Annotated in this window: 14 protein-coding genes; 7 read left to right on the top strand and 7 right to left on the bottom strand. The window is 72.7% G+C overall.

Annotated elements, in window-relative coordinates; all coding sequences use genetic code 11:
- Positions 1–126: 126 nt before the first annotated feature.
- On the bottom strand, positions 127–1,911 hold the full coding sequence (gene gcl, locus ACIP94_RS12205; RefSeq protein ID WP_402423351.1) for a glyoxylate carboligase: 1,785 nt from the start codon (positions 1,909–1,911) through the stop codon (positions 127–129).
- A 242-nt stretch (positions 1,912–2,153) separates the two neighbouring features.
- Here gcl and ACIP94_RS12210 point away from each other — a divergent pair, with 242 nt between their 5' ends.
- The gene (locus tag ACIP94_RS12210) at positions 2,154–2,945 is read left to right on the top strand and encodes a hypothetical protein (protein WP_402423353.1); all 792 of its coding nucleotides are present in this window, start codon (positions 2,154–2,156) and stop codon (positions 2,943–2,945) included.
- 84 nt (positions 2,946–3,029) lie between these two features.
- Here ACIP94_RS12210 and ACIP94_RS12215 read toward each other — a convergent pair whose 3' ends face one another.
- Both ACIP94_RS12215 and ACIP94_RS12220 read right to left on the bottom strand, forming a co-directional pair.
- Positions 3,030–4,643, bottom strand: a complete 1,614-nt coding sequence (locus ACIP94_RS12215; protein ID WP_402423356.1) for an AMP-binding protein — start codon at positions 4,641–4,643, stop codon at positions 3,030–3,032.
- Positions 4,640–6,319 carry an AMP-binding protein gene (locus ACIP94_RS12220; protein ID WP_402423359.1) on the bottom strand — a complete coding sequence of 560 codons (1,680 nt, stop codon included), beginning with the start codon at positions 6,317–6,319 and terminating at the stop codon, positions 4,640–4,642. The genes ACIP94_RS12215 and ACIP94_RS12220 overlap by 4 nt, the downstream gene beginning before the upstream one ends.
- A gap of 100 nt (positions 6,320–6,419) precedes the next feature.
- On the opposite strand from ACIP94_RS12220, the gene ACIP94_RS12225 reads away from it, so the two are divergent.
- The 3 genes from ACIP94_RS12225 (at position 6,420) to ACIP94_RS12235 (ending at position 11,697) form a co-directional block, all read left to right on the top strand.
- Complete coding sequence (locus tag ACIP94_RS12225) at positions 6,420–7,259, top strand: response regulator transcription factor (protein WP_402423362.1); 840 nt, start codon at positions 6,420–6,422, stop codon at positions 7,257–7,259.
- 218 nt (positions 7,260–7,477) lie between these two features.
- A complete protein-coding gene (locus ACIP94_RS12230; protein ID WP_402423364.1) occupies positions 7,478–10,288 on the top strand; it encodes an ATP-binding protein in 2,811 nt (936 codons plus the stop codon).
- A gap of 617 nt (positions 10,289–10,905) precedes the next feature.
- Positions 10,906–11,697, top strand: coding sequence for a S1 family peptidase (locus ACIP94_RS12235; protein ID WP_402423367.1), 792 nt, complete (start codon positions 10,906–10,908; stop codon positions 11,695–11,697).
- A 133-nt stretch (positions 11,698–11,830) separates the two neighbouring features.
- Here ACIP94_RS12235 and dmpI read toward each other — a convergent pair whose 3' ends face one another.
- From dmpI to ACIP94_RS12250, 3 genes are all read right to left on the bottom strand, one after another.
- Complete coding sequence (dmpI, locus tag ACIP94_RS12240; RefSeq protein WP_402424250.1) at positions 11,831–12,070, bottom strand: 4-oxalocrotonate tautomerase DmpI; 240 nt, start codon at positions 12,068–12,070, stop codon at positions 11,831–11,833.
- Positions 12,071–12,120: 50 nt separating this feature from the next.
- On the bottom strand, positions 12,121–12,987 hold the full coding sequence (locus ACIP94_RS12245) for a LysR substrate-binding domain-containing protein (RefSeq protein WP_402423370.1): 867 nt from the start codon (positions 12,985–12,987) through the stop codon (positions 12,121–12,123).
- An 80-nt stretch (positions 12,988–13,067) separates the two neighbouring features.
- On the bottom strand, positions 13,068–14,243 hold the full coding sequence (locus tag ACIP94_RS12250) for a winged helix DNA-binding domain-containing protein (protein WP_402423372.1): 1,176 nt from the start codon (positions 14,241–14,243) through the stop codon (positions 13,068–13,070).
- 147 nt (positions 14,244–14,390) lie between these two features.
- On the opposite strand from ACIP94_RS12250, the gene ACIP94_RS12255 reads away from it, so the two are divergent.
- From ACIP94_RS12255 to ACIP94_RS12265, 3 genes are all read left to right on the top strand, one after another.
- Positions 14,391–15,551 carry a magnesium and cobalt transport protein CorA gene (locus ACIP94_RS12255; RefSeq protein WP_402423375.1) on the top strand — a complete coding sequence of 387 codons (1,161 nt, stop codon included), beginning with the start codon at positions 14,391–14,393 and terminating at the stop codon, positions 15,549–15,551.
- A gap of 174 nt (positions 15,552–15,725) precedes the next feature.
- On the top strand, positions 15,726–16,193 hold the full coding sequence (locus ACIP94_RS12260) for an SRPBCC family protein (RefSeq protein WP_402423377.1): 468 nt from the start codon (positions 15,726–15,728) through the stop codon (positions 16,191–16,193).
- Complete coding sequence (locus ACIP94_RS12265) at positions 16,190–16,837, top strand: class I SAM-dependent DNA methyltransferase (protein WP_402423379.1); 648 nt, start codon at positions 16,190–16,192, stop codon at positions 16,835–16,837. Before ACIP94_RS12260 ends, ACIP94_RS12265 begins: the two co-directional genes overlap by 4 nt.
- Before the next feature lie 493 nt (positions 16,838–17,330).
- On the opposite strand, the gene ACIP94_RS12270 is transcribed toward ACIP94_RS12265, so the two are convergent.
- Positions 17,331–18,482: an XdhC family protein gene (locus tag ACIP94_RS12270; protein ID WP_402423382.1), complete on the bottom strand. Its 1,152-nt coding sequence runs from the start codon at positions 18,480–18,482 to the stop codon at positions 17,331–17,333.
- Positions 18,483–18,507: the final 25 nt, after the last annotated feature.

Genomic DNA, 18,507 nt, shown 5'->3' on the forward strand with positions numbered 1-18,507 from the left:
CGGCGCATCGGCGGCGCCCGGGCGCGACGCGAACGACGGGGGTACCGCGGCGCGCCGGACCTCTCCGGGGTGACAGCGCGAGGGGCGGCCCGCATCACGCCGGGCCGCCCCTCGCCGCGGTGTGCGTCAGGTCTTCAGGGTTCTGATCGACGTCGGCGCGTGCCCCGGCTCGGTCGCGGTCTCCTCGAACTCGGCCACGACGGAGATGTCGTTGGTGGTCGACATGGAGATATCGGTGACGCGTTCCAGGATCGCCTCGACGACGACCGGCACCCGGTGCTCGGCGGCGAGTTTCCTGGCCCGCTCGAAGGCGGCGCCCAGCTCGCCCGGGTCGGTCACCCGGATCGCCTTGCAGCCGAGGCCCTCGGCGACCTTGACATGGTCGACGCCGTAGACGCCCAGCTCGGGCGAGTTGATGTTCTCAAACTCCAGATTGACCTGGAAGTCGATGTCGAACGCCCGCTGCGCCTGGCGGATCAGGCCCAGATAGGCGTTGTTCACCAGGACATGGATGTACGGGATCCGGTGCTGGGCGCCCACGGCCAGTTCCTCGATCATGAACTGGAAGTCGTAGTCGCCGGAGAGGGCGACGACGGATGCCTCCGGGTCGGCCGTGGCGACGCCCAGGGCGGCCGGGATGGTCCAGCCGAGGGGACCGGCCTGACCGCAGTTGATCCAGTGGCGGGGCCGGAAGACATGCAGCATCTGGGCACCGGCGATCTGGGAGAGGCCGATGGTGGAGACATAGCGGGTCTCGGGCCCGAAGGCCTTGTTCATCTCCTCGTAGACCCGCTGCGGCTTGATCGGGATGTCGTCGAAGTGTGTACGGCGCTGGAGGCGGGCCCGCCTCTCCTGGGCGGCGGCGGCCCAGTCGCCCCGGCCGGGCAGCCGTCCGGCCGCCTTCCACTCCCGTGCCACCTCCACGAACAGTTCGAGTGCGGCCCTGGCGTCGGAGGTGATGCCGTAGTCGGGGGCGAAGATCCTGCCGATCTGGGTGGGCTCGATGTCGACGTGGACGAAGGTCCGGCCGGCCGTGTAGACGTCGAGCCTGCCGGTGTGGCGGTTGGCCCAGCGGTTGCCGATGCCGAGGACGAAGTCGGACTCCAGGAAGGTCGCGTTGCCGTAGCGATGCGAGGTCTGCAGTCCGACCATGCCGGCGTTCAGCTCGTGGTCGTCCGGGATGACACCCCAGCCCATGAGGGTCGGCACGACCGGAGTTCCCGTCAGCTCGGCGAACCTCACGAGGAGTTCGGCGGCGTCGGCGGTGATGACCCCGCCGCCGGCGACGATCAGCGGGCGTTCCGCGGCGTTGAGAAGGGCCATCGCCTTCTCGATCTGGGCGCGGGTGGCGACGGGCCGGTGGACGGGGAGCGGTGCGTAGGTCTCCGGGTCGAACTCGATCTCGGTGAGCTGGATGTCCACGGGCAGGTCGACGAGCACCGGCCCGGGCCGGCCCGAGCGCATGAGATGGAAGGCCTGCTGGAAGACGCCCGGCACCTGGGCGGCCTCCAGCACGGTGACGGCCATCTTTGTGACGGGCCTCGCGATGGAGGCGATGTCGACGGCCTGGAAGTCCTCCTTGTGGATCACCGCGGTCGGAGCCTGCCCGGTGATGCAGAGGATCGGAATCGAGTCACCCGTCGCCGAGTAGAGCCCGGTGATCATGTCGGTGCCGGCCGGGCCGGAGGTGCCGATGCACACGCCGATGGCCCCGGGGCGGGTGCGGGTGTATCCCTCCGCCATATGGGAGGCGCCTTCGACATGGCGGGCGAGGGTGTGGTGGATCCCGCCGGAGGCCTTCAGGGCCGCGTAGAAGGGGTTGATCGCCGCACCCGGGACCCCGAACGCGTGGCTGATGCCCTCACGTTTGAGGATCTCGACTGCCGCGCGGGCAGCGGTCATACGAGCCATGGAGTACTCCTGCCTCGGCTGTCGGACTCGCGCTCCCGTCGCGCCCCGCGGTGAGCACTTCCCTTTTCCGAATTTCCGAATTACGGAAAGTTTTTTCTGCTATCTGGAAGCAATGTAGGTGGGGCGTTCCAAGCCGTCAAGACAGGGGGGCGCCGGGCCGCGCGGTGAGCGAAGCCGAGGACAAGCGGGGGCCCAGGGGAGCAGGATGGGAGCGGTTTCCGACGCAGGGGGTGGAGAGGGCCATGTCCGAAAGCGTCCTCGTGCGCTGCCCGATATGCCGGCGCGAGCATCTCTACGCGGCGCCGCGCTATCCGTGTGTGTGCGGCGCCCCGGTCGCCCCGCCGCTGGACCGTCTCGGCGAGCCCTCCGTCGTCACCCACCGCACCTGGGCCGACGACTGGGTCACGGTCCGCTGCGGGACATGCGAACGCGAGGACGAGTGGCCGCACCCGGAACTGGGCTGTTCCTGCGGGACGGTGCTCCGTGTGCCGGTGGCCGGGCTGCCGGGACAGCCGGACCCCGCGTCACCGGAAGACCCCGGCCGGTCCCCGGACGGCACGGGCCCAGGGCAGCGGACAGCGGGCACGGAACCGCGCGACCCGGCGGGCGAGGGCGGCCCCGGATCCCGCCCGGGCGGCGGGCGCAAGCCGTCCCGTACCGCCTTCCAGCCCGTCGCCATCCGTTCCGCGCGCGACGCCGTCACCGTGGCCGCGCTCTATCTGCGCTGGCTCGGCTACCGCGACATACGACGCGCCGACCAGCGGCAGCCGAACGGGATCGGGCTCGCCGCGCGCGGGATCCTGGCGCAGGTGGATCCGACGGTGCACCCGGCCTCGCTGCGGGACGTGGAATGCCTGTGGCTCACCGCCCTGTCCGAGTCAGCCCGCTGCGTCTACTTCTCGCTCGCGGGCTACGCCGACGACGCCCGGGCCATCGCCGACCGTCTCGGCGTCCCGCTGTTCGTCCTCGACCTCACCGGCGCACCCCAGCCGGTGAACAGCCTCGCCGACGAACTGGCCGCCGGCCGGGCCTGACCTCGCTCCCCGCCCACGGCCGGCCCGGCCTGACCTCGCCCCCCGCCCACGGCCGGCCCGGCCTCCGGCGACCGGCCCACCGTCCTACGGCCGTTCCGCGTAGGTCTCCCGCAGCTCCACCTTGCGTACCTTCCCCGACACCGTCATCGGGAACGAGTTGAGGATCCGCAGACTGCTCGGGATCTTGTAGTGCGCGAGCTGCTCCTCGCAGAAGGCCCGGAGATCCTCCAGGGTCGGCGGATCGGCCGGATTCCGCGGGATCACACAGGCGAGGACCTCCTCGCCGTAGCGCTCATGAGGGATCCCGACCACCTGGACGTCGGCGATCTTCGGATGTGCGTAGAGGAACTCCTCGATCTCGCGCGGGTAGACGTTCTCGCCACCGCGGATGATCACGTCCTTGATGCGGCCGACGATCTCGACATAGCCGTCCTCGCGCATCATCGCCAGGTCGCCGGTGTGCATCCAGCGGCCGGGATCGACGGCCTCGGCGGTCTTCTCGGGCTCGTTCCAGTAGCCGAGCATCACGCTGTAGCCGCGGGTGCACAGCTCACCGGCCGAACCGCGCGGCAGGGTCACACCGGTCGCCGGGTCGACGACCTTCACCTCGAGGTGCGGCAGCACCCGGCCGACGGTGGCGGTGCGGTGCTCCAGATCGTCGTCTGCGCGGGTCTGCAGCGACACCGGAGAGGTCTCGGTCATGCCGTAGCAGATGGACACCTCCTCCATGTGCATCTCGGCGACCACCCGCTTCATCACCTCGACCGGGCACGGCGAGCCCGCCATGATGCCGGTCCTCAGGGAGGAGAGGTCGAACTCGGCGAAGTCGGGCAGGTTCAGCTCGGCGATGAACATCGTCGGGACGCCGTACAGGGAGGTGCAGCGTTCCCGCCGCACCGCCTCCAATGTCGCCCGGGGATCGAAGGAGCGCGCCGGGATCACGATGCAGGCGCCGTGCGTGGTGGCGCCCAGGTTCCCCATGACCATGCCGAAGCAGTGGTAGAAGGGCACGGGCAGACATACCCGGTCCTGCTCGGTGTAGCCGACCGTACGGCCCACCCAGTACCCGTTGTTGAGGATGTTGTGGTGGGAGAGCGTGGCCCCCTTGGGGAAGCCGGTGGTGCCCGAGGTGTACTGGATGTTCACCGGGTCGTCGCAGCTCAGCCCGGCCGCCGCGGCGGCCAGTCGGTGGTACGGCACCGCGGACCCACCCGCGATGAGCGCCTCCCAGCCGGGGTCGCCGATATAGACGGTCTCGCGCAGCTCGGGGCAGTTGCCGCGGACCCGGTCGACGAGGGCGCGGTAGTCGCTCGTCCGGTGGGAGAGCGAGGCGACCAGCAGCGAGACCCCGGCCTGCCGGAGCACGTACTCCAGCTCATGGGCGCGGTACGCCGGGTTGATGTTCACCATGATCGCGCCGATGCGGGCGGTGGCGTACTGGATCAGTACCCACTCCGGGCAGTTGACCGCCCAGATGCCGACCCGGTCGCCCTTGCGCACGTCCTTGGCGAGCAGCCCGAGCGCCACCTCGTCGACGGCGGCGCCGAACTCGGCGTACGTCCAGCGGCGTCCGGACGCCACGTCGACCAGGGCCTCGCGTTCGGGGTGGGCGGCGATCGCCCGGTCGAGGTTGGCGCCGATGGTGTCGCCGAGCAGCGGCGTGGTGCTGGTTCCGTGTGCGTACGACAGTGCGGTCACCGGAAGTCCTCCTCGCGGTACTCGCTCACGGACCCGGCCGCCGTGGCCTCGCGCAGTTCGATGCGGCGGATCTTGCCCGAGACGGTCTTCGGCAGGTCGCCGAACTCCAGACGGCGGATGCGCTTGTAGGGGGCGAGGACGCTGCGGGAGTGCTCGAAGAGGACCTTGGCGGTGTCCGGCCCGGGCTCCCAGCCCGCGGTGAGCACGACGTACGCCTTGGGGACGGCCAGGCGCAGCTCGTCCGGCGCGGGCACCACCGCCGCCTCGGCCACCGCCTCGTGTTCGAGGAGCACGCTCTCCAGCTCGAAGGGGGAGATCTTGTAGTCGGAGGCCTTGAAGACGTCGTCGGCCCGCCCGACATAGGTGATGTATCCGTCCTCGTCCCGTGAACCGATGTCCCCCGTACGGTAGTAGCCGCCCGCCATGGCCTCCGCGGTGCGGTCGGCCTCGCCGTGGTAGCCGGTCATCAGGCCGACGGGCCGGTCCGACAGGTCCAGGGCGATCTCGCCCTCGGTCGCCCCCGGCGCCCCGCTCACCGGGTCGAGCAGTTCGATGCGGTAGCCCGGGCTGGGACGGCCCATCGAGCCCGTCTTCAGGGGCTGGCCGGGGCTGTTGGAGACCTGCACGGCCGTCTCGGTCTGCCCGAAGCCGTCCCGGATGGTGACGCCCCAGGCCCGCCGCACCTGCTCGATGACCTCGGGGTTGAGCGGCTCACCGGCGGCGACCGCCTCGCGCGGCGGGGTGCGAAGCTGGGTGAGGTCGGCCTGGATGAGCATGCGCCACACGGTCGGCGGGGCGCAGAAGGTGGTCACGCCGGCCCGGTCCATCTCGGCCATGAGCCGGGCCGCGTCGAAGCGGGTGTAGTTGTGGAGGAACACGGTCGCCTCCGCGTTCCACGGGGCGAACAGGTTGGACCAGGCGTGCTTGGCCCAGCCCGGCGACGAGATGTTGAGGTGGACGTCGCCGGGCCTGAGCCCGACCCAGTACATGGTCGCCAGATGGCCGATGGGGTACGAGACATGGGTGTGCTCCACCAGCTTGGGCTGTGCCGTGGTGCCCGAGGTGAAGTAGAGCATCAGCGGGTCGTCCGCCAGTGTGGGCCCGTCGGGGGTGAACAGCGCGGAGGCGGCGTACAGGTCCTCGAACGGCTGCCAGCCCGCCCCCGCGCCGCCGACCGCGATCCGGGTGTAGTCGCCGGGCACCTCGTCGAACTTGCCGGTGTCCTCGGCCCGGACGATCACATGCCGGACCCGGCCGCGCTCGACCCGGTCGCGCAGGTCGGCGGGGCCGAGCAGCGGGGTGGCGGGGATGACCACGGCGCGCAGCTTCATCGCGGCCAGCGCCGTGACCCACAGCTCCGCCTGGTTGCCTAGCATGACGAGGATGCGGTCCTCGGCGCGGACACCTCGTCCGCGCAGCCAGTTCGCGGCCTGGTCGGAGCGCACGGACAGCTCGCCGAAGGACAGCCGGGTCTCGCGGCCGTCCTCCTCGACGATGTGCAGCGCGGTGCGGTCGTTGCCGTCCGCGATGACGTCGAACCAGTCCAGCGCCCAGTTGAAGTGCGTCGGACGCGGCCAGCGGAAGCCCGCGTAGGCCGTGGCATAGTCCTCCCGGTGCGCGAGCAGGAAGTCCCGCGCGCTCCGGAAGGTGTCCGTCGGGTCGGTGTTCGCCGTCACGTGTCCTCCTCATTGCCGGACAGCCACCTAACATCGTGTAATCCGTGATGCAGGTCTCACCACCCCCGAACGGGGGTGCGGCGCGACGAGGGGTGGACCCATGGCGGCGGACGCGGCCGAGGCGGTGGAGGTGCGCGGCGCGCTGGTGCGGCTGCGGCGCGCCACGGGACTGCCGGTCGCCTTCGGCGGCCTTGTGGAGTCCGGGCGGTCGCAGATCCGCATCAGCGAACTCAGCGGGAACACGACGACGGCGCTCAGCTCGCTCGCCGTCGTCTCCGGCAACGGCCTGGGCGGCAAGGTGGTGGCGCTGGCCCGGCCGTGCGCGGTGACCGACTACTCGGCCTCGCGGCAGATCAGCCACGAGTACGACGGGGCGGTGGCGGCGGAGGGCCTCAGGTCCGTGCTCGCGGTGCCGCTCGTCGTACGCCGCAGAGTGCGCGGTGTCCTCTACGGCGCCCTGCGCACGGCCCAGCCGCTGGGCGACCGCACACTCAGCGCCGCGGTGGCCGCGGCGCGGGACGTGGAGCAGGCACTGGTCGCGCGGGACGAGGCGCGGGCCCTGCTGGCGGCCGTGCGGGAACCCGCGGGACCGCCGTCCGGGGCGGCCTGGGAGCGGGTCCGCGAGGCGCACGGCACACTGCGGTCGCTGGTCCAGCGGGTCGAGGACCCCGCGTTGCGGGCGGAGCTGCTCGCGGTGTGCGGGCGTCTCGCGGGCGCGGCGTCCTCCCTTCCTGCGGCGCGGACCGCGGGACTGTCACCGCGAGAGGTGGACGTCCTGTCCTGTGTGGCGGTCGGCTCCACCAACGCGGCTGCCGCGGAGCGACTGGGGCTGCGCCCCGAGACCGTGAAGGGGTACCTGCGGTCGGCCATGCGGAAGTTGGGCGCCCACACGCGCTGGGAGGCGGTGGTCGCCGCCCGGCGCGCCGGGGTGCTGCCCTAGGCGCCTCGACGACCCATCTGTCAGCCTCTGCACGGATTCCCGATGAATTGCCACCCACCCGCACCTTTTGCGCACCTGATTGTCGATTCCCATTCATTCGGCGCACCAGTGAATTCCGTTGTGCCGACGTCTTGTTATTTCCCTCACCTCACCGGCTGTCCGAAATTCAAAGGTCCGTTGCCTAATATTGGCCAGGACACGACACACGGAGGGGAGCGGTGACCGTGCGACGGGACTTCAAGGAGCCTGCCAGACCCCGCTCCGACCTGGTCATCGGCCGGGAGGAGCTGTGCGCGGGAGCGCGCGAGCAACTCGTCGGCGGGGGAAGTGTGCTGGTGCACGGCCCGGCCGGAATAGGAAAGTCGACCATCCTGCGCTCGCTGGCCGCGGATTACGGGGAAGCGGTGCGCACCGTCTTGCGCTGCTCGGCGACCGAGTCCGAATCCCATCTCCCCTTCCTGGCGCTCGCCGACCTGCTCGGCCTCGTCGTGGACGAGGTCGCCGACCGGCTGCCCGCCCCGCAGCGCACCGCACTGGAGTCGGCGCTCACCGGCCGCGGCGAGTCCACGCTGCAACGGGACGGTCTCGCGCTGCGGCTCGCGGTGCTCTCCACCCTTCGGGCGCTCGCCGCCCGCGGCCCCGTGCTGATCGTCGCCGACGATCTGCAGTGGCTGGATCCGGCCAGCGCCGAACTCCTCGGCTTCGCCGCGCGGCGCCTCGGTGGCACACCCGTGCAGATGCTGTGCGCGGTGCGCACCCACACCGAGCCCCAGGGCCAGGAACACGACCGCTATCTGAGCGCGGCACCGCCGGACACCCTCGCGGTCCGGATCGGCCCGCTCCCCCGCGCCCAGATCGCCGAACTCCTCGATCACCGCGGCTACACCGGCCTGCCCCGCTCCACCGTCCGGGACATCCACCGCACCAGCGGCGGCAACCCGCTGTTCGCGCTGGAGCTCGGCCGCGCCCTGTTCGAGAGCACGACGCCGCCGAGCCCCGGTGAACCGCTGCCGGTGCCGACCTCGCTGCGCGCACTGGTGCTGAACCGCCTGGAGGCACTGTCCGCGGAGGCCCGCCGCACCCTGCTCGTGGCGAGTGCCGGGGCCCGGCCCACGCTGACCCTGCTGCGCGCCGCGGGACGGCACAACGCGGAGGCGGAGACCGCGCAGGCCGCCGCGCTCGGGCTGCTGATGACGGAACGGGACGCGCCGTATGTACGGTTCGCGCATCCGCTGATATCGGCCGCGCTGTACGCGCAGGCGAGCGCGCAGGAGCGGCGCGCCGCGCACGCGGCCCTGTCGACGGCGGCCGGCGACCCCATCGAGCGAGCCCGGCATCTCGCGCTCGCGAGCACCGGCACCGACCCCGGGGTGGCCGGGCGCCTCGGCGAGGCCGCGGCCGCCGCCCGGGACCGGGGCGCGCCGTCGGTGGCGGCGGAACTCGGGCTGCTCGCCGCCCGGCACACGCCGGCGGGCGCGACACCGGCCGCGGACGAACGGCGGCTCCAGGCCGCCGAGGACGCGTTGACGGCGGGTGAGACGGACTTCGCGCGGGACATCGCCCACGAGGTTCTGGCGCGGGCGACCGAACCGGCGGACCGGGTGCGGGCGTGGATGGTCGTGATCGACGCCGCCGGGCACGCGATGGCCGAGGTTGACGCGGTCTTCCCGCAGGCGCTCACCGACGCGGGCGACGACCCACGGCTGCTCACCCTGGTGCACTACCAGCTCGCCTGGCGGGCGCTACTCGTGGAGGGCGACTTCGACCGGGCCCGTGAGGAGGGCGCGCTCGCCGCGGAGCTGGCGGCGCGCGCCAAGGACCGGCGCAACGAGTTGCTGGCGCTGGCCTTCCAGGCGCAGGCCGAGACGCTGATGGGGCATCCCAACGCGCCCATCACCATCAAACGGGCGCTGAAGGAGCCGCAGGACCCGCGGGTGGCGTGCGACCACAACGGCGCGGGCTCCGCGCGGTTCCGCTGGCTGATCATGAGCGACCAGCTGGCCGAGGCGCGCAAGACGATCAGCGGTCTGCTGCGCGAGGTGCGGCGGCGCGGGATGGTCGAGGCCGAGGTGCACTTCCTGCGCGGGCTCGCGGAGACCGAACTGCGGGCCGGGCACTGCGGACGGGCCCTCGACCTGGCGCGCGAGAGCCTGCGGCTCGCCCGTGACACCGGCATCGGGGAGGCGGCGAGCGCCATGCTCACCTCGCTGGCGGAGGCCGCGGGCGGCGAGGTGGAGCGGGCGCTGACGCTGGCCCGGGAGGCCGTGGGACGCGCCGAGGAGGACGGCGACGTGCTGTATCTGTCACGCGCCCTGGCCGCCCTCGGGCATGCCCAGCTGGTGGCCGGGGACGCGGCCGGGACGGTCGGGTCGCTGCGCCGGGTCCGGGAGTTGGAGGAGGGGCTCGGGGTCACCGATCCGGCCCGGGGGCGCTGGCAGGGCGACCTCGCCGAGGCGCTGGTGCGCACCGGGGAACTGGCCGAGGCCCAGGACGTCATCGACGCCACCCGCACCCGTGCGCTGCGGCTCGGGCGGGAGAGCGTACTGGCGGTGCTGGACCGGGCGGAGGCGCTGGCACGCGCCGCGCGTGGGGAGAACGAGGCGGCCGAGCGGCAGTTGACGTCGGCTCAGGATCGTCTGGCGAGGCTGGGGTACGGACTGGAGGAGGCACGGGCCGCGTACGCGCTGGCCGGCCTGCGCACCGGGAAGCCCGTGCCCACGTCGTACGACGAGGCGGCCCGGCTCTTCCGCCGCTGCCGCGCGATGCCGTGGCTGCGCCAGGTGGAGACGGCCACGGTGACGGAAGCCGCCCAGCCGCCCCTGGCCGCCGCGGCCCTGGACACCCTGGCCGCGACGGAACGGCAGGTCGCCGCACTGGTCATGGAGGGCGCGACCAACCGCGAGATCGCGGCCCGGCTGTTCATCAGCGTGAAGACCGTGGAGGCGACCCTCACCCGGGTGTACCGCAAGCTGGGCATCCGGTCGCGGGTGGACATCGTGCGCCTGGCGGCCGGACGCCACTCGGCCTGACCGGATCCGGCCCACGTACCGCCGCCCCCGCTCGGCCTGACCGGATCCGGCCCACGTACCGCCGCCCCCGCTCGGCCTGACTGAATCCGGCCGGCGTACCGGCACCTTGCTCGGCCTGTCCGGATTCGGCCGACATGGCGGCCCACCATCCGGCCCGACCGGATTCGGCCACGGACCGGGCCCCCACCCCGGCCCGACCCCACCGGGCCGACGCATCGGGCCCCACCCGGCCCGAACCACCCGGCCGACGTCTCGAGCCCCACCCGACCCGACCCGACCCAAGACAAGCCAAGCCAAGCCAGCCGACGTATCGGGCCCCCGACCGGCCCGACCCCACCCGGCCGACGTATCGGGCCGCCGCTCGACCGGATTCGGCCGACGTGACACGCCATCGGTTTACGCGCGCAGACCGAGGGTTATCCCTGCCCAACTCCCCTAGGGGGTTCCCTCATTGGGGAGGGACCGGCCCTGCTTCTAGCGTAAGGGCGTGCCGCTCGCCGGGCACACCGGGGCCGGCCCCCACTCCTCTCGACGTCCACTCGAGCGTGACGGGCCGACGCCAGTCGTGCATCACCCCCACCCGTGCGACCCCCACCGGCAACCCGTCGAGGAGACTCATGTTCGGGCTCAACCGCGCAAGACAGGCCGTCGCCGTCGCCGTCGCGACCGCGGCCGCCACCACGACCGCGCTGCTCGGCGCCACCGCCGCCGTCGCCGCACCCCGGCCGATCGTCGGCGGCACGACGACCACGACGACCGCGTACCCGTTCATGATGCAGATCACCGACGCATCCGGTAACCAGTTCTGCGGCGGCACGCTGGCAGCGGCCAAGAAGGTCGTCACCGCCGCGCACTGCATGGCCGGCGAGAGCACCGGCAGCGTCCGCGTGGTCGGCGGCCGCACCTACCTCAACGGCACGAACGGCACGGTCAGCAAGGTCAGCAGGATCTGGGTCAACCCGGACTACACGGACGCCGCCAACGGCGACGACGTGGCGGTGCTGACCCTGTCCAGCTCGATGCCGTACACGACGGCGTCGTATGTCTCGTCCTCCCAGACCGGCGTGTACGCGGCCGGCACCACCGCGCGGATCGTCGGCTGGGGCACCACCTCCGAGAACGGCAACTCCTCCAACCAGCTGCGCACCGCCACGGTTCCGATCGTGTCGGACTCCGGCTGCAGGAGTTCCTACGGTTCGGACTTCGTCCAGTCCGACATGGTTTGCGCCGGATACGCGTCCGGTGGCGTGGACACCTGCCAGGGCGACAGCGGCGGTCCCCTGCTCATCGGGGGCGTCCTGGCAGGGATCACTTCCTGGGGCAACGGCTGCGCCGAGGCGGGTTACCCGGGTATCTACACCCGGCTGACCACCTTCTCCTCGCTGGTGACCGCTCAGGTCACCTCCTAGCCCCCGAAGGCTCCTGAGTAACACTCAGGTACATACCGGGGGGCGTTGCGGGCCTCCACGAGCGGCTCGCAACGCCCCCTTTCCACACCCCGGCCGTGGGCCGAGCCCCCGGGCCCGGCCCACGGTCTCCTCCCTACTTGTCGGCGGTCAGCTTCCCCGCGGCGCCCCAACTGTCCGCCGGCACCTCGTGGATCCACACCTGCACGGTCTCGGCCGGGAGCCCGTACGCGTCGACGAAGGCGTCGGTGACCCGCCGGACGAGATCCCGCTTGAGCGCGACATCGCGGGGGCCCTGCTGGATGGTGACGATGGGCATGGCTGAACTCCTCTGTGCACGGCGGCCCTTGAGGCCGCCCGGTGGATACGGGTCCAGTCAACGGCCCGGGGCACCCGCGACCAAGGAGCAACCGGAGAGCGCAGCGATCAGTTCTGGTGATCGCCGCAGGCCGACAGCAGCTCGTCGAGGTACGGCGGTGGGGCCGCGGCCCGCACGGCGAGCCCGGTCGGCAGGGCGAGGCCCGGCTTCCGGAAGGGCACGAAGGCCACCCGCGGAGCATGGAGCACCTGCGCGTGGGAGGCGTACACCACCGTCCACAACGGCCGCGTACCAATGGTGGCGAGCGTGTCGTGGAGCGAGCCGGACACCGGGGCGGGCATCGGTTCGAACCCGGCCGCCCGGCAGGCGCCCACCACCAGGTCGACCAGGGCGGGGTTGGCGACGCGTGAGGTGATGCTCAGGGGCAGTCCGGCCAGCTCGTCGAGCGGGATCTCCGCCCGGGCGGCCAGGGGGTGCGCGGCGGGCAGGGCGGCCACCAGCGGGTCCGGCCACAGGGGCAGCACCCGAAGCCCGGGCACCGGCTCCGGGGCCCGGACGAACGCCGCGTCCAGCCGACCGTCCGCGACCCGCGCCAGGCGCTGTGCCGCCGGGAGCGAGACCAGCTCGACCGGCACCCCCGGGCGGCGCCGTGCGAAGGCCGCGAGAACGCGGTCGAGATGGGCGCCCAGCCCGGTGCTGGTACCGAGGCGCAACTCCGCCGGGGGCAGGACCGCCGCGCGGGCCCGGTCGGCGGCGGCGAGCACCGCCCGCGCCTCGGGCAGCAACCGCTCCCCCGCCGCGGTCAGCCGCACATGCCGGGGCGAGCGGTCGAACAGCTCCGCGCCCAGCTCCCGCTCCAGCCGCCGGATCTGCTGGCTGACCGCGGACTGCACGATATGCAGCTTCCCGGCCGCGCGCCCGAAGTGCAGCTCCTCGGCGACGGTCACGAAGTAGCTGAGCTGCCGCAGTTCCATGGCCCCGACTGTAGGGGGCCTGGGTCCGGGTCTGCCGTATGGCCCCGGGTGCCGCCCCCTCGGTCGGACCGACCCCGCCCTCACCGCCGTACAACGGTCCCGAACCGGATGTCATGACCGGCCCCCGGGTACATCACCGTGAGCATCCGCTCCCCCTCGGCGATCACGTCCAGGCGCTGGGCCCTGGTGAGGGTGCCGAAGGGCTCGATCACGAGCGCGTCGTCGCCCGGCTTCCACACGCCCGCCAGGAAGCCGTCCACGAGGAGTGTGCGATAGGCCTGGTTGCCCTGCCGGCTGCGGCCCTGGAGGCCGGGGGGCACGATCCGGGTGCGGTCCGCGTGGGAGAGCAGCAGATTGTCGTACTCGGGCAGGAACCGCGGCGGCGCCGGGGTGTCCGGATCGGGGCGGGGCGCGTCCGGAAGGTCGAAGAGTTCGACGCCGCTTCGGTCACGGAAGGTGACGAGCCGCGGGCGGAGGTGTTCGAAGGCGTCCCTGAGGCGGGTCAGACCGGCCCATGTCTGCATGTCCTTGACGGACGCCGGGCCGAAGGCGGCGAGGTACCGCAGCACGATCTCCTCCGGCGCGGGGGCCGGCCGGGCGGTGCGGCCGAGCCAGTGCTCGGCGGTGGTGAGGGCGACCTGGCCGCTTCTGCCCCACAGGCCGCGCGGGGTGACCTGGACGAGCGGCAGCCTGCAGCGGGCGGCGATGGCGAGGGCCCTGGGGTCGGCGTGCGGCCACTCGGCCGCCAGCGCTTCGCGCAGCTCCTTCATGGTGCGGGGCTCGGCCTCGACGAGGTCCCGGGCGAGCGCGGTGAGACGGTCCGGGTCGACGCCGGCGAGGCCTTCGCGGAAGAGGCGCAGCTCGCGGTCGCGGGCGGGCTGGACCAGGGGGCGCAGGGACAGGCAGTCGTCGGCGGTGTGGGTGTGCAGGGTGGAGCGCAGGCTGACGACGCGGACGACCTCCCGGTCGGCCATGAGCCGCGAGAGGTGCTCGGGGGCGAAGCCCTCCAGCCGGGCGGCGAGCGCGTAGTAAGGGGGCTGGACGTTCTGCGTCTGGAGCCCGAGGAGGTGCGATACGGCCGCCCCGGCGGACAGCGGCGACCGGTGGAGCAGGAGCTGACGGGCGAGGGTGGCCCGGTTGAGTGCGCGGGGGTGGAGGACCGGGGCCGTGGCCGTCCTCCCTGCCGTTTTGCGGGGCGCGGGGGCCGTGGCCGCCCTTTCCGCCGCTTCCCGGGGCGTGGGGCTCGTCTGCGTCATGACCGGCACGCTAGTCTGGCTTGCGGACAGCTTCTGTCCGCGTTTCTCACCGGCTCCTGGGACACACGCTCAACGCCACGCCGTTTGGTCCCGTATATCCTGCTCCGAGATCCCGCAGACGCACGTTCGATACGGGAGGCAGCCGCGATGTCCGAGCGCCGTGCCCGTCCAGCCGCCAGGAACGGCCGCATGCCGGTCTGGCGCCGAGCCCTGAACCCGGCGACGACACCCCCCGCGAGTCCCCCGGCGCCCCCACCCGACCCGGCGCCGGCCGAGCCCGTGGAGACGGGCAGCGTCGTCCAGGCGGCCCTGTACCGGGACGGCGTCCGTATCTCCGCCCCCGCGTCGCTGGCCGACACCTTCCGCGAGCTGCGCGACGACCCGGACGGCATGGCATGGATCGGTCTGGCCCGCCCCACCGAGTCGGAGCTGCTCTCCCTGGCGGCCGAATTCGATCTGCACCCGCTCGCGGTGGAGGACGCGCTCGAGGCGCACCAGCGGCCGAAGCTGGAACGGTACGGCGACACGCTGTTCGTCGTGCTGCGCGCCGCCCGCTATCTGGACGCGCCGGAGGAGGTGGACTTCGGTGAGCTGCATGTGTTCGTGGGCCCGGACTTCGTGATCACGGTCCGCCATGGCGCGGCCCCGGACCTGTCGGCCGTCCGCCGCCGCATGGAGGAGTCGCCCGAGCTGCTGAAGCTGGGCCCGGAGGCGGTGCTGTACGCGATCCTGGACGCGGTCGTGGACGGCTACGCCCCCGTGGTCACGGGGGTGCAGAACGACATCGACGAGATCGAGACGGAGGTCTTCCGCGGCGACCCGGAGGTCTCCCGCCGCATCTACGAGCTCTCCCGCGAGATGGTGGAGTTCCAGCGCGCCACCCGCCCGCTGGTGGGCATGCTGCACGGCCTGATGGCGGGATTCACGAAGTACGGCACGGACGAGGAACTCCAGCGCTATCTGCGGGACGTGGCGGACCACGTCACCCATACCAGCGAACGCGTCGACGGCTTCCGCCAGGCCCTGACGGACATCCTGACGGTCAACGCGACGCTCGTCACCCAGCAACAGAACGCGGAGATGCGGGCGTTGGCGGAGGCCGGCTTCGAACAGAACGAGGAGATCAAGAAGATCTCGTCCTGGGCGGCGATCCTCTTCGCCCCCACGCTGGTCGGGACGATCTACGGCATGAACTTCACGCACATGCCGGAGTTGCACTGGGTGTTCGGATACCCCTTCGCGATCGTCCTGATGGGGGTCGTCTGCACCGGCTTGTACCTCATCTTCAAGCGGCGGGACTGGCTCTGAGCAATCGGCCGCGATGGCCGCCGTGCGCCACAGCCGGCACATCCGCCGGGTCCAGCCCGACGGGCCGGCCATCACCTCGCCGGGCAGCCGCGGGGCGTACGCGCCCGTTCACGTCGGAGTACGGCGTGCGCGTCGGGGCGCCGGTACGCGATGCCCGCCGCGTACGATCCACCGGTGGTCCTCTTCCGCCTCGAACGCCTCGTTTCGCTCCCTGCCGAACAGGCCTGGCGGCGGCTCACGGACTGGCGGCGCCACGCGGAGGTGGTGCCGCTGACCCGGGTGACCGTGCTCACCGCGCCGCCGACGGCCGTGGGCACGGTGTTCGTGGCCCGCTCCGGGGTGGGCCCGCTCGCCTTCGACGACACGATGGAGGTGACCGTCTGGCGGCCCCCGGCACTGTGCCGCCTGGAGAAACGGGGCGGGCTGGTGACCGGCTGGGCGGAGATCGAGATCCGGCCATGCGACGGGGGGCGCTCGCACGTGCTGTGGCGGGAGGATCTGGCGGTACGCCGGCTGCCGGGGCTCTTCGACCCCCCGCTCGGGTGGCTGGCCCGGCGGATGTTCGGACGGGCGGTGGACGGGCTGCTGCGGCGGGATCCGGACCCCGGTGTCGGTGGCCGCCCCTACAGTCCACCCCCATGACCGATGCGACAGACCTCGAGACCACCAGGGCGTCGTACGACACCGTCGCCACGGACTACGACCGGCTGCTCAGGAACGAGTTGGACAACAAGCCCTTCGACCGGGCCATGCTGGGCGTGTTCGCCGAGCGGGTGCTGGCCGGCGGGGGCGGCCCCGTCGGGGATCTCGGCTGCGGTCCCGGGCGGGTGACCACCTACCTCGACAAGCTCGGGCTGGATGCCTTCGGCGTCGACCTGTCGCCGGAGATGGTGGCCGTGGCCCGGCGGACCCATCCCTCCCTGCGGTTCGAGGTGGGGTCGATGACCGGCCTCGCCCTCGGTGACGGCTCGCTGGCGGGCGCCCTCGCCTGGTACTCCACGGTGCACACTCCCCCGCGCGAACTGCCGCTGTACTTCCGTGAGTTCCACCGCGTCCTCGCGCCCGGCGGCCACCTCCTCATGGCCTTCAAGGTCGGCGACGAGTGCGTGCATCTGGATCACGCCTACGGGCACGACCTGTCCCTCGACGTCTACCGCTTCCGGCCCGACCAGGTCTGCGAGCTGCTGACGGACGCCGGCTTCGAGGAGGTCGCGCGGCTCGTCCGCGCGGCGGACCAGCGGGAGAGCACCCCACAGGGGTACTTCCTGGCCCGCAGGCCCGCCTGACGTGCCGGACAACGTCCTTGGTCCGGGCACCTCGTTCGTCCCGCGAACCTCGCGCGACGGCGGTCCCGGCCCGCGTGAGGCCAAGGCGCCGGCGGTCCGGGCGCCGGGCCCGACGTGACGCCCGCGCGGCTGCGCTCCCGTGGCCGGTACACGGGCCCCGACGCCTGTCTGCCGGTCGGCGACTGCGACCCGGTCGCCGGGCAAGCGGCAATCCGCCCCCGCCGCTCATGGCGGACCTTCCGGTCGCCCGTGACCTGGGCCCGCGGGTGCTTCCGGCGCGCGGTGCGCAGGGGCGGCCCGGACGTCGTACGAGCGGTTCCTCCAGCAGTTGGCGGGCCTGGCAGCGCAGGGGGTCGTGTGGTCGGGCGACCCGTCCGCGGGCCCGCTGCCGGGCGGCATCAAGCCGAGCCGCCGGGGCGCGGCACTCCGGTGCGGCGTGGCGCCACCCGCGGGGTGCCGCCGGCCTGCCTTCCCCCGGCGGGCACCTGACCCCTCAGGCCACCGAGCCGATCCGCCGGGCCGTGGTCCGGGGCGTGTCGTGGTGGATCGGGGTGTGGGCGCCGGTGAGGGAGACCCCGGTGCCGCCGCGGCGGGCCGCCACGATCTCCGAGGCGATGGACAGGGCCGTCTCCTCGGGGGTTCGGGCGCCGAGGTCGAGGCCGATGGGGGACCTGAGGCGGGCCAGTTCCAGCTCGGTGACGCCGACCGCGCGCAGGCGGTCGACGCGGTCAAGGTGCGTGCGGCGGGAGCCCATCGCGCCGACGTAGGCCACCGGCAGGCGCAGTGCCAGCTTCAGCAGGGGGACGTCGAACTTGGCGTCGTGGGTCAGGACGCACAGGACGGTACGCGAGTCGACCCGGGTGCCGGCCAGGTACTGGTGCGGCCACTCCACGACGATCTCGTCGGCCTCCGGGAAGCGGGCGCGGGTGGTGAAGACCGGGCGCGCGTCGCAGACCGTGACGTGGTAGCCGAGGTACTTGCCGATGCGGACCAGCGCGGAGGCGAAGTCGATCGCCCCGAACACGATCATGCGCGGCGGCGGGGCGGACGACTCGACCAGGACCGTGAGCGGTGCTCCACAGCGTGAGCCCTGCTCTCCGATCTCCAGGGTGCCGGTACGGCCCGCCTCCAGGAAGGCGCCCGCCTCGGCCGCCACCGTCCGATCCAGCTCCGGATGGGCGCCCAAGCCGCCCTCGTAGCCGCCGTCCGGGCGTACCAGCAGCGCCCGGCCCAGCAACTCCGCCGGGCCCGTCACGATGCGTGCGAGCGCCGCGGCGGACCCGGAGGCCGCGGCGGTCAGCGCGGTCGCCACCACCGGCCGGGCGGGGTCGGCCGCCCGGACCGGGGTGACGAGGACGTCGATGACGCCCCCGCAGGTGAGCCCCACGGAGAAGGCGTCCTCGTCGCTGTATCCGAAGCGCTCCGCCACGGTCGTGCCGTCCTCGAGCGCCTGCCGGCACAGCTCGTAGACCGCGCCTTCCACACAGCCGCCGGAGATCGAGCCGATCGCCGTGCCCTCGGCGTCCACCGCGAGGGCGGCGCCGGGCTGGCGGGGGGCGCTGCCGCCGACCGCCACCACGGTGGCGACGGCGAAGTCGCGTCCCTGCGAGGCCCACCGGTGCAGCTCGTCGGCGATGTCCAGCATCTGGGTCTCCTTGACGGTGTGGGGA

It is taken from the genome of Streptomyces sp. NPDC093261, from assembly GCF_044753645.1.
Taxonomy (GTDB): Bacteria; Actinomycetota; Actinomycetes; order Streptomycetales; family Streptomycetaceae; genus Streptomyces.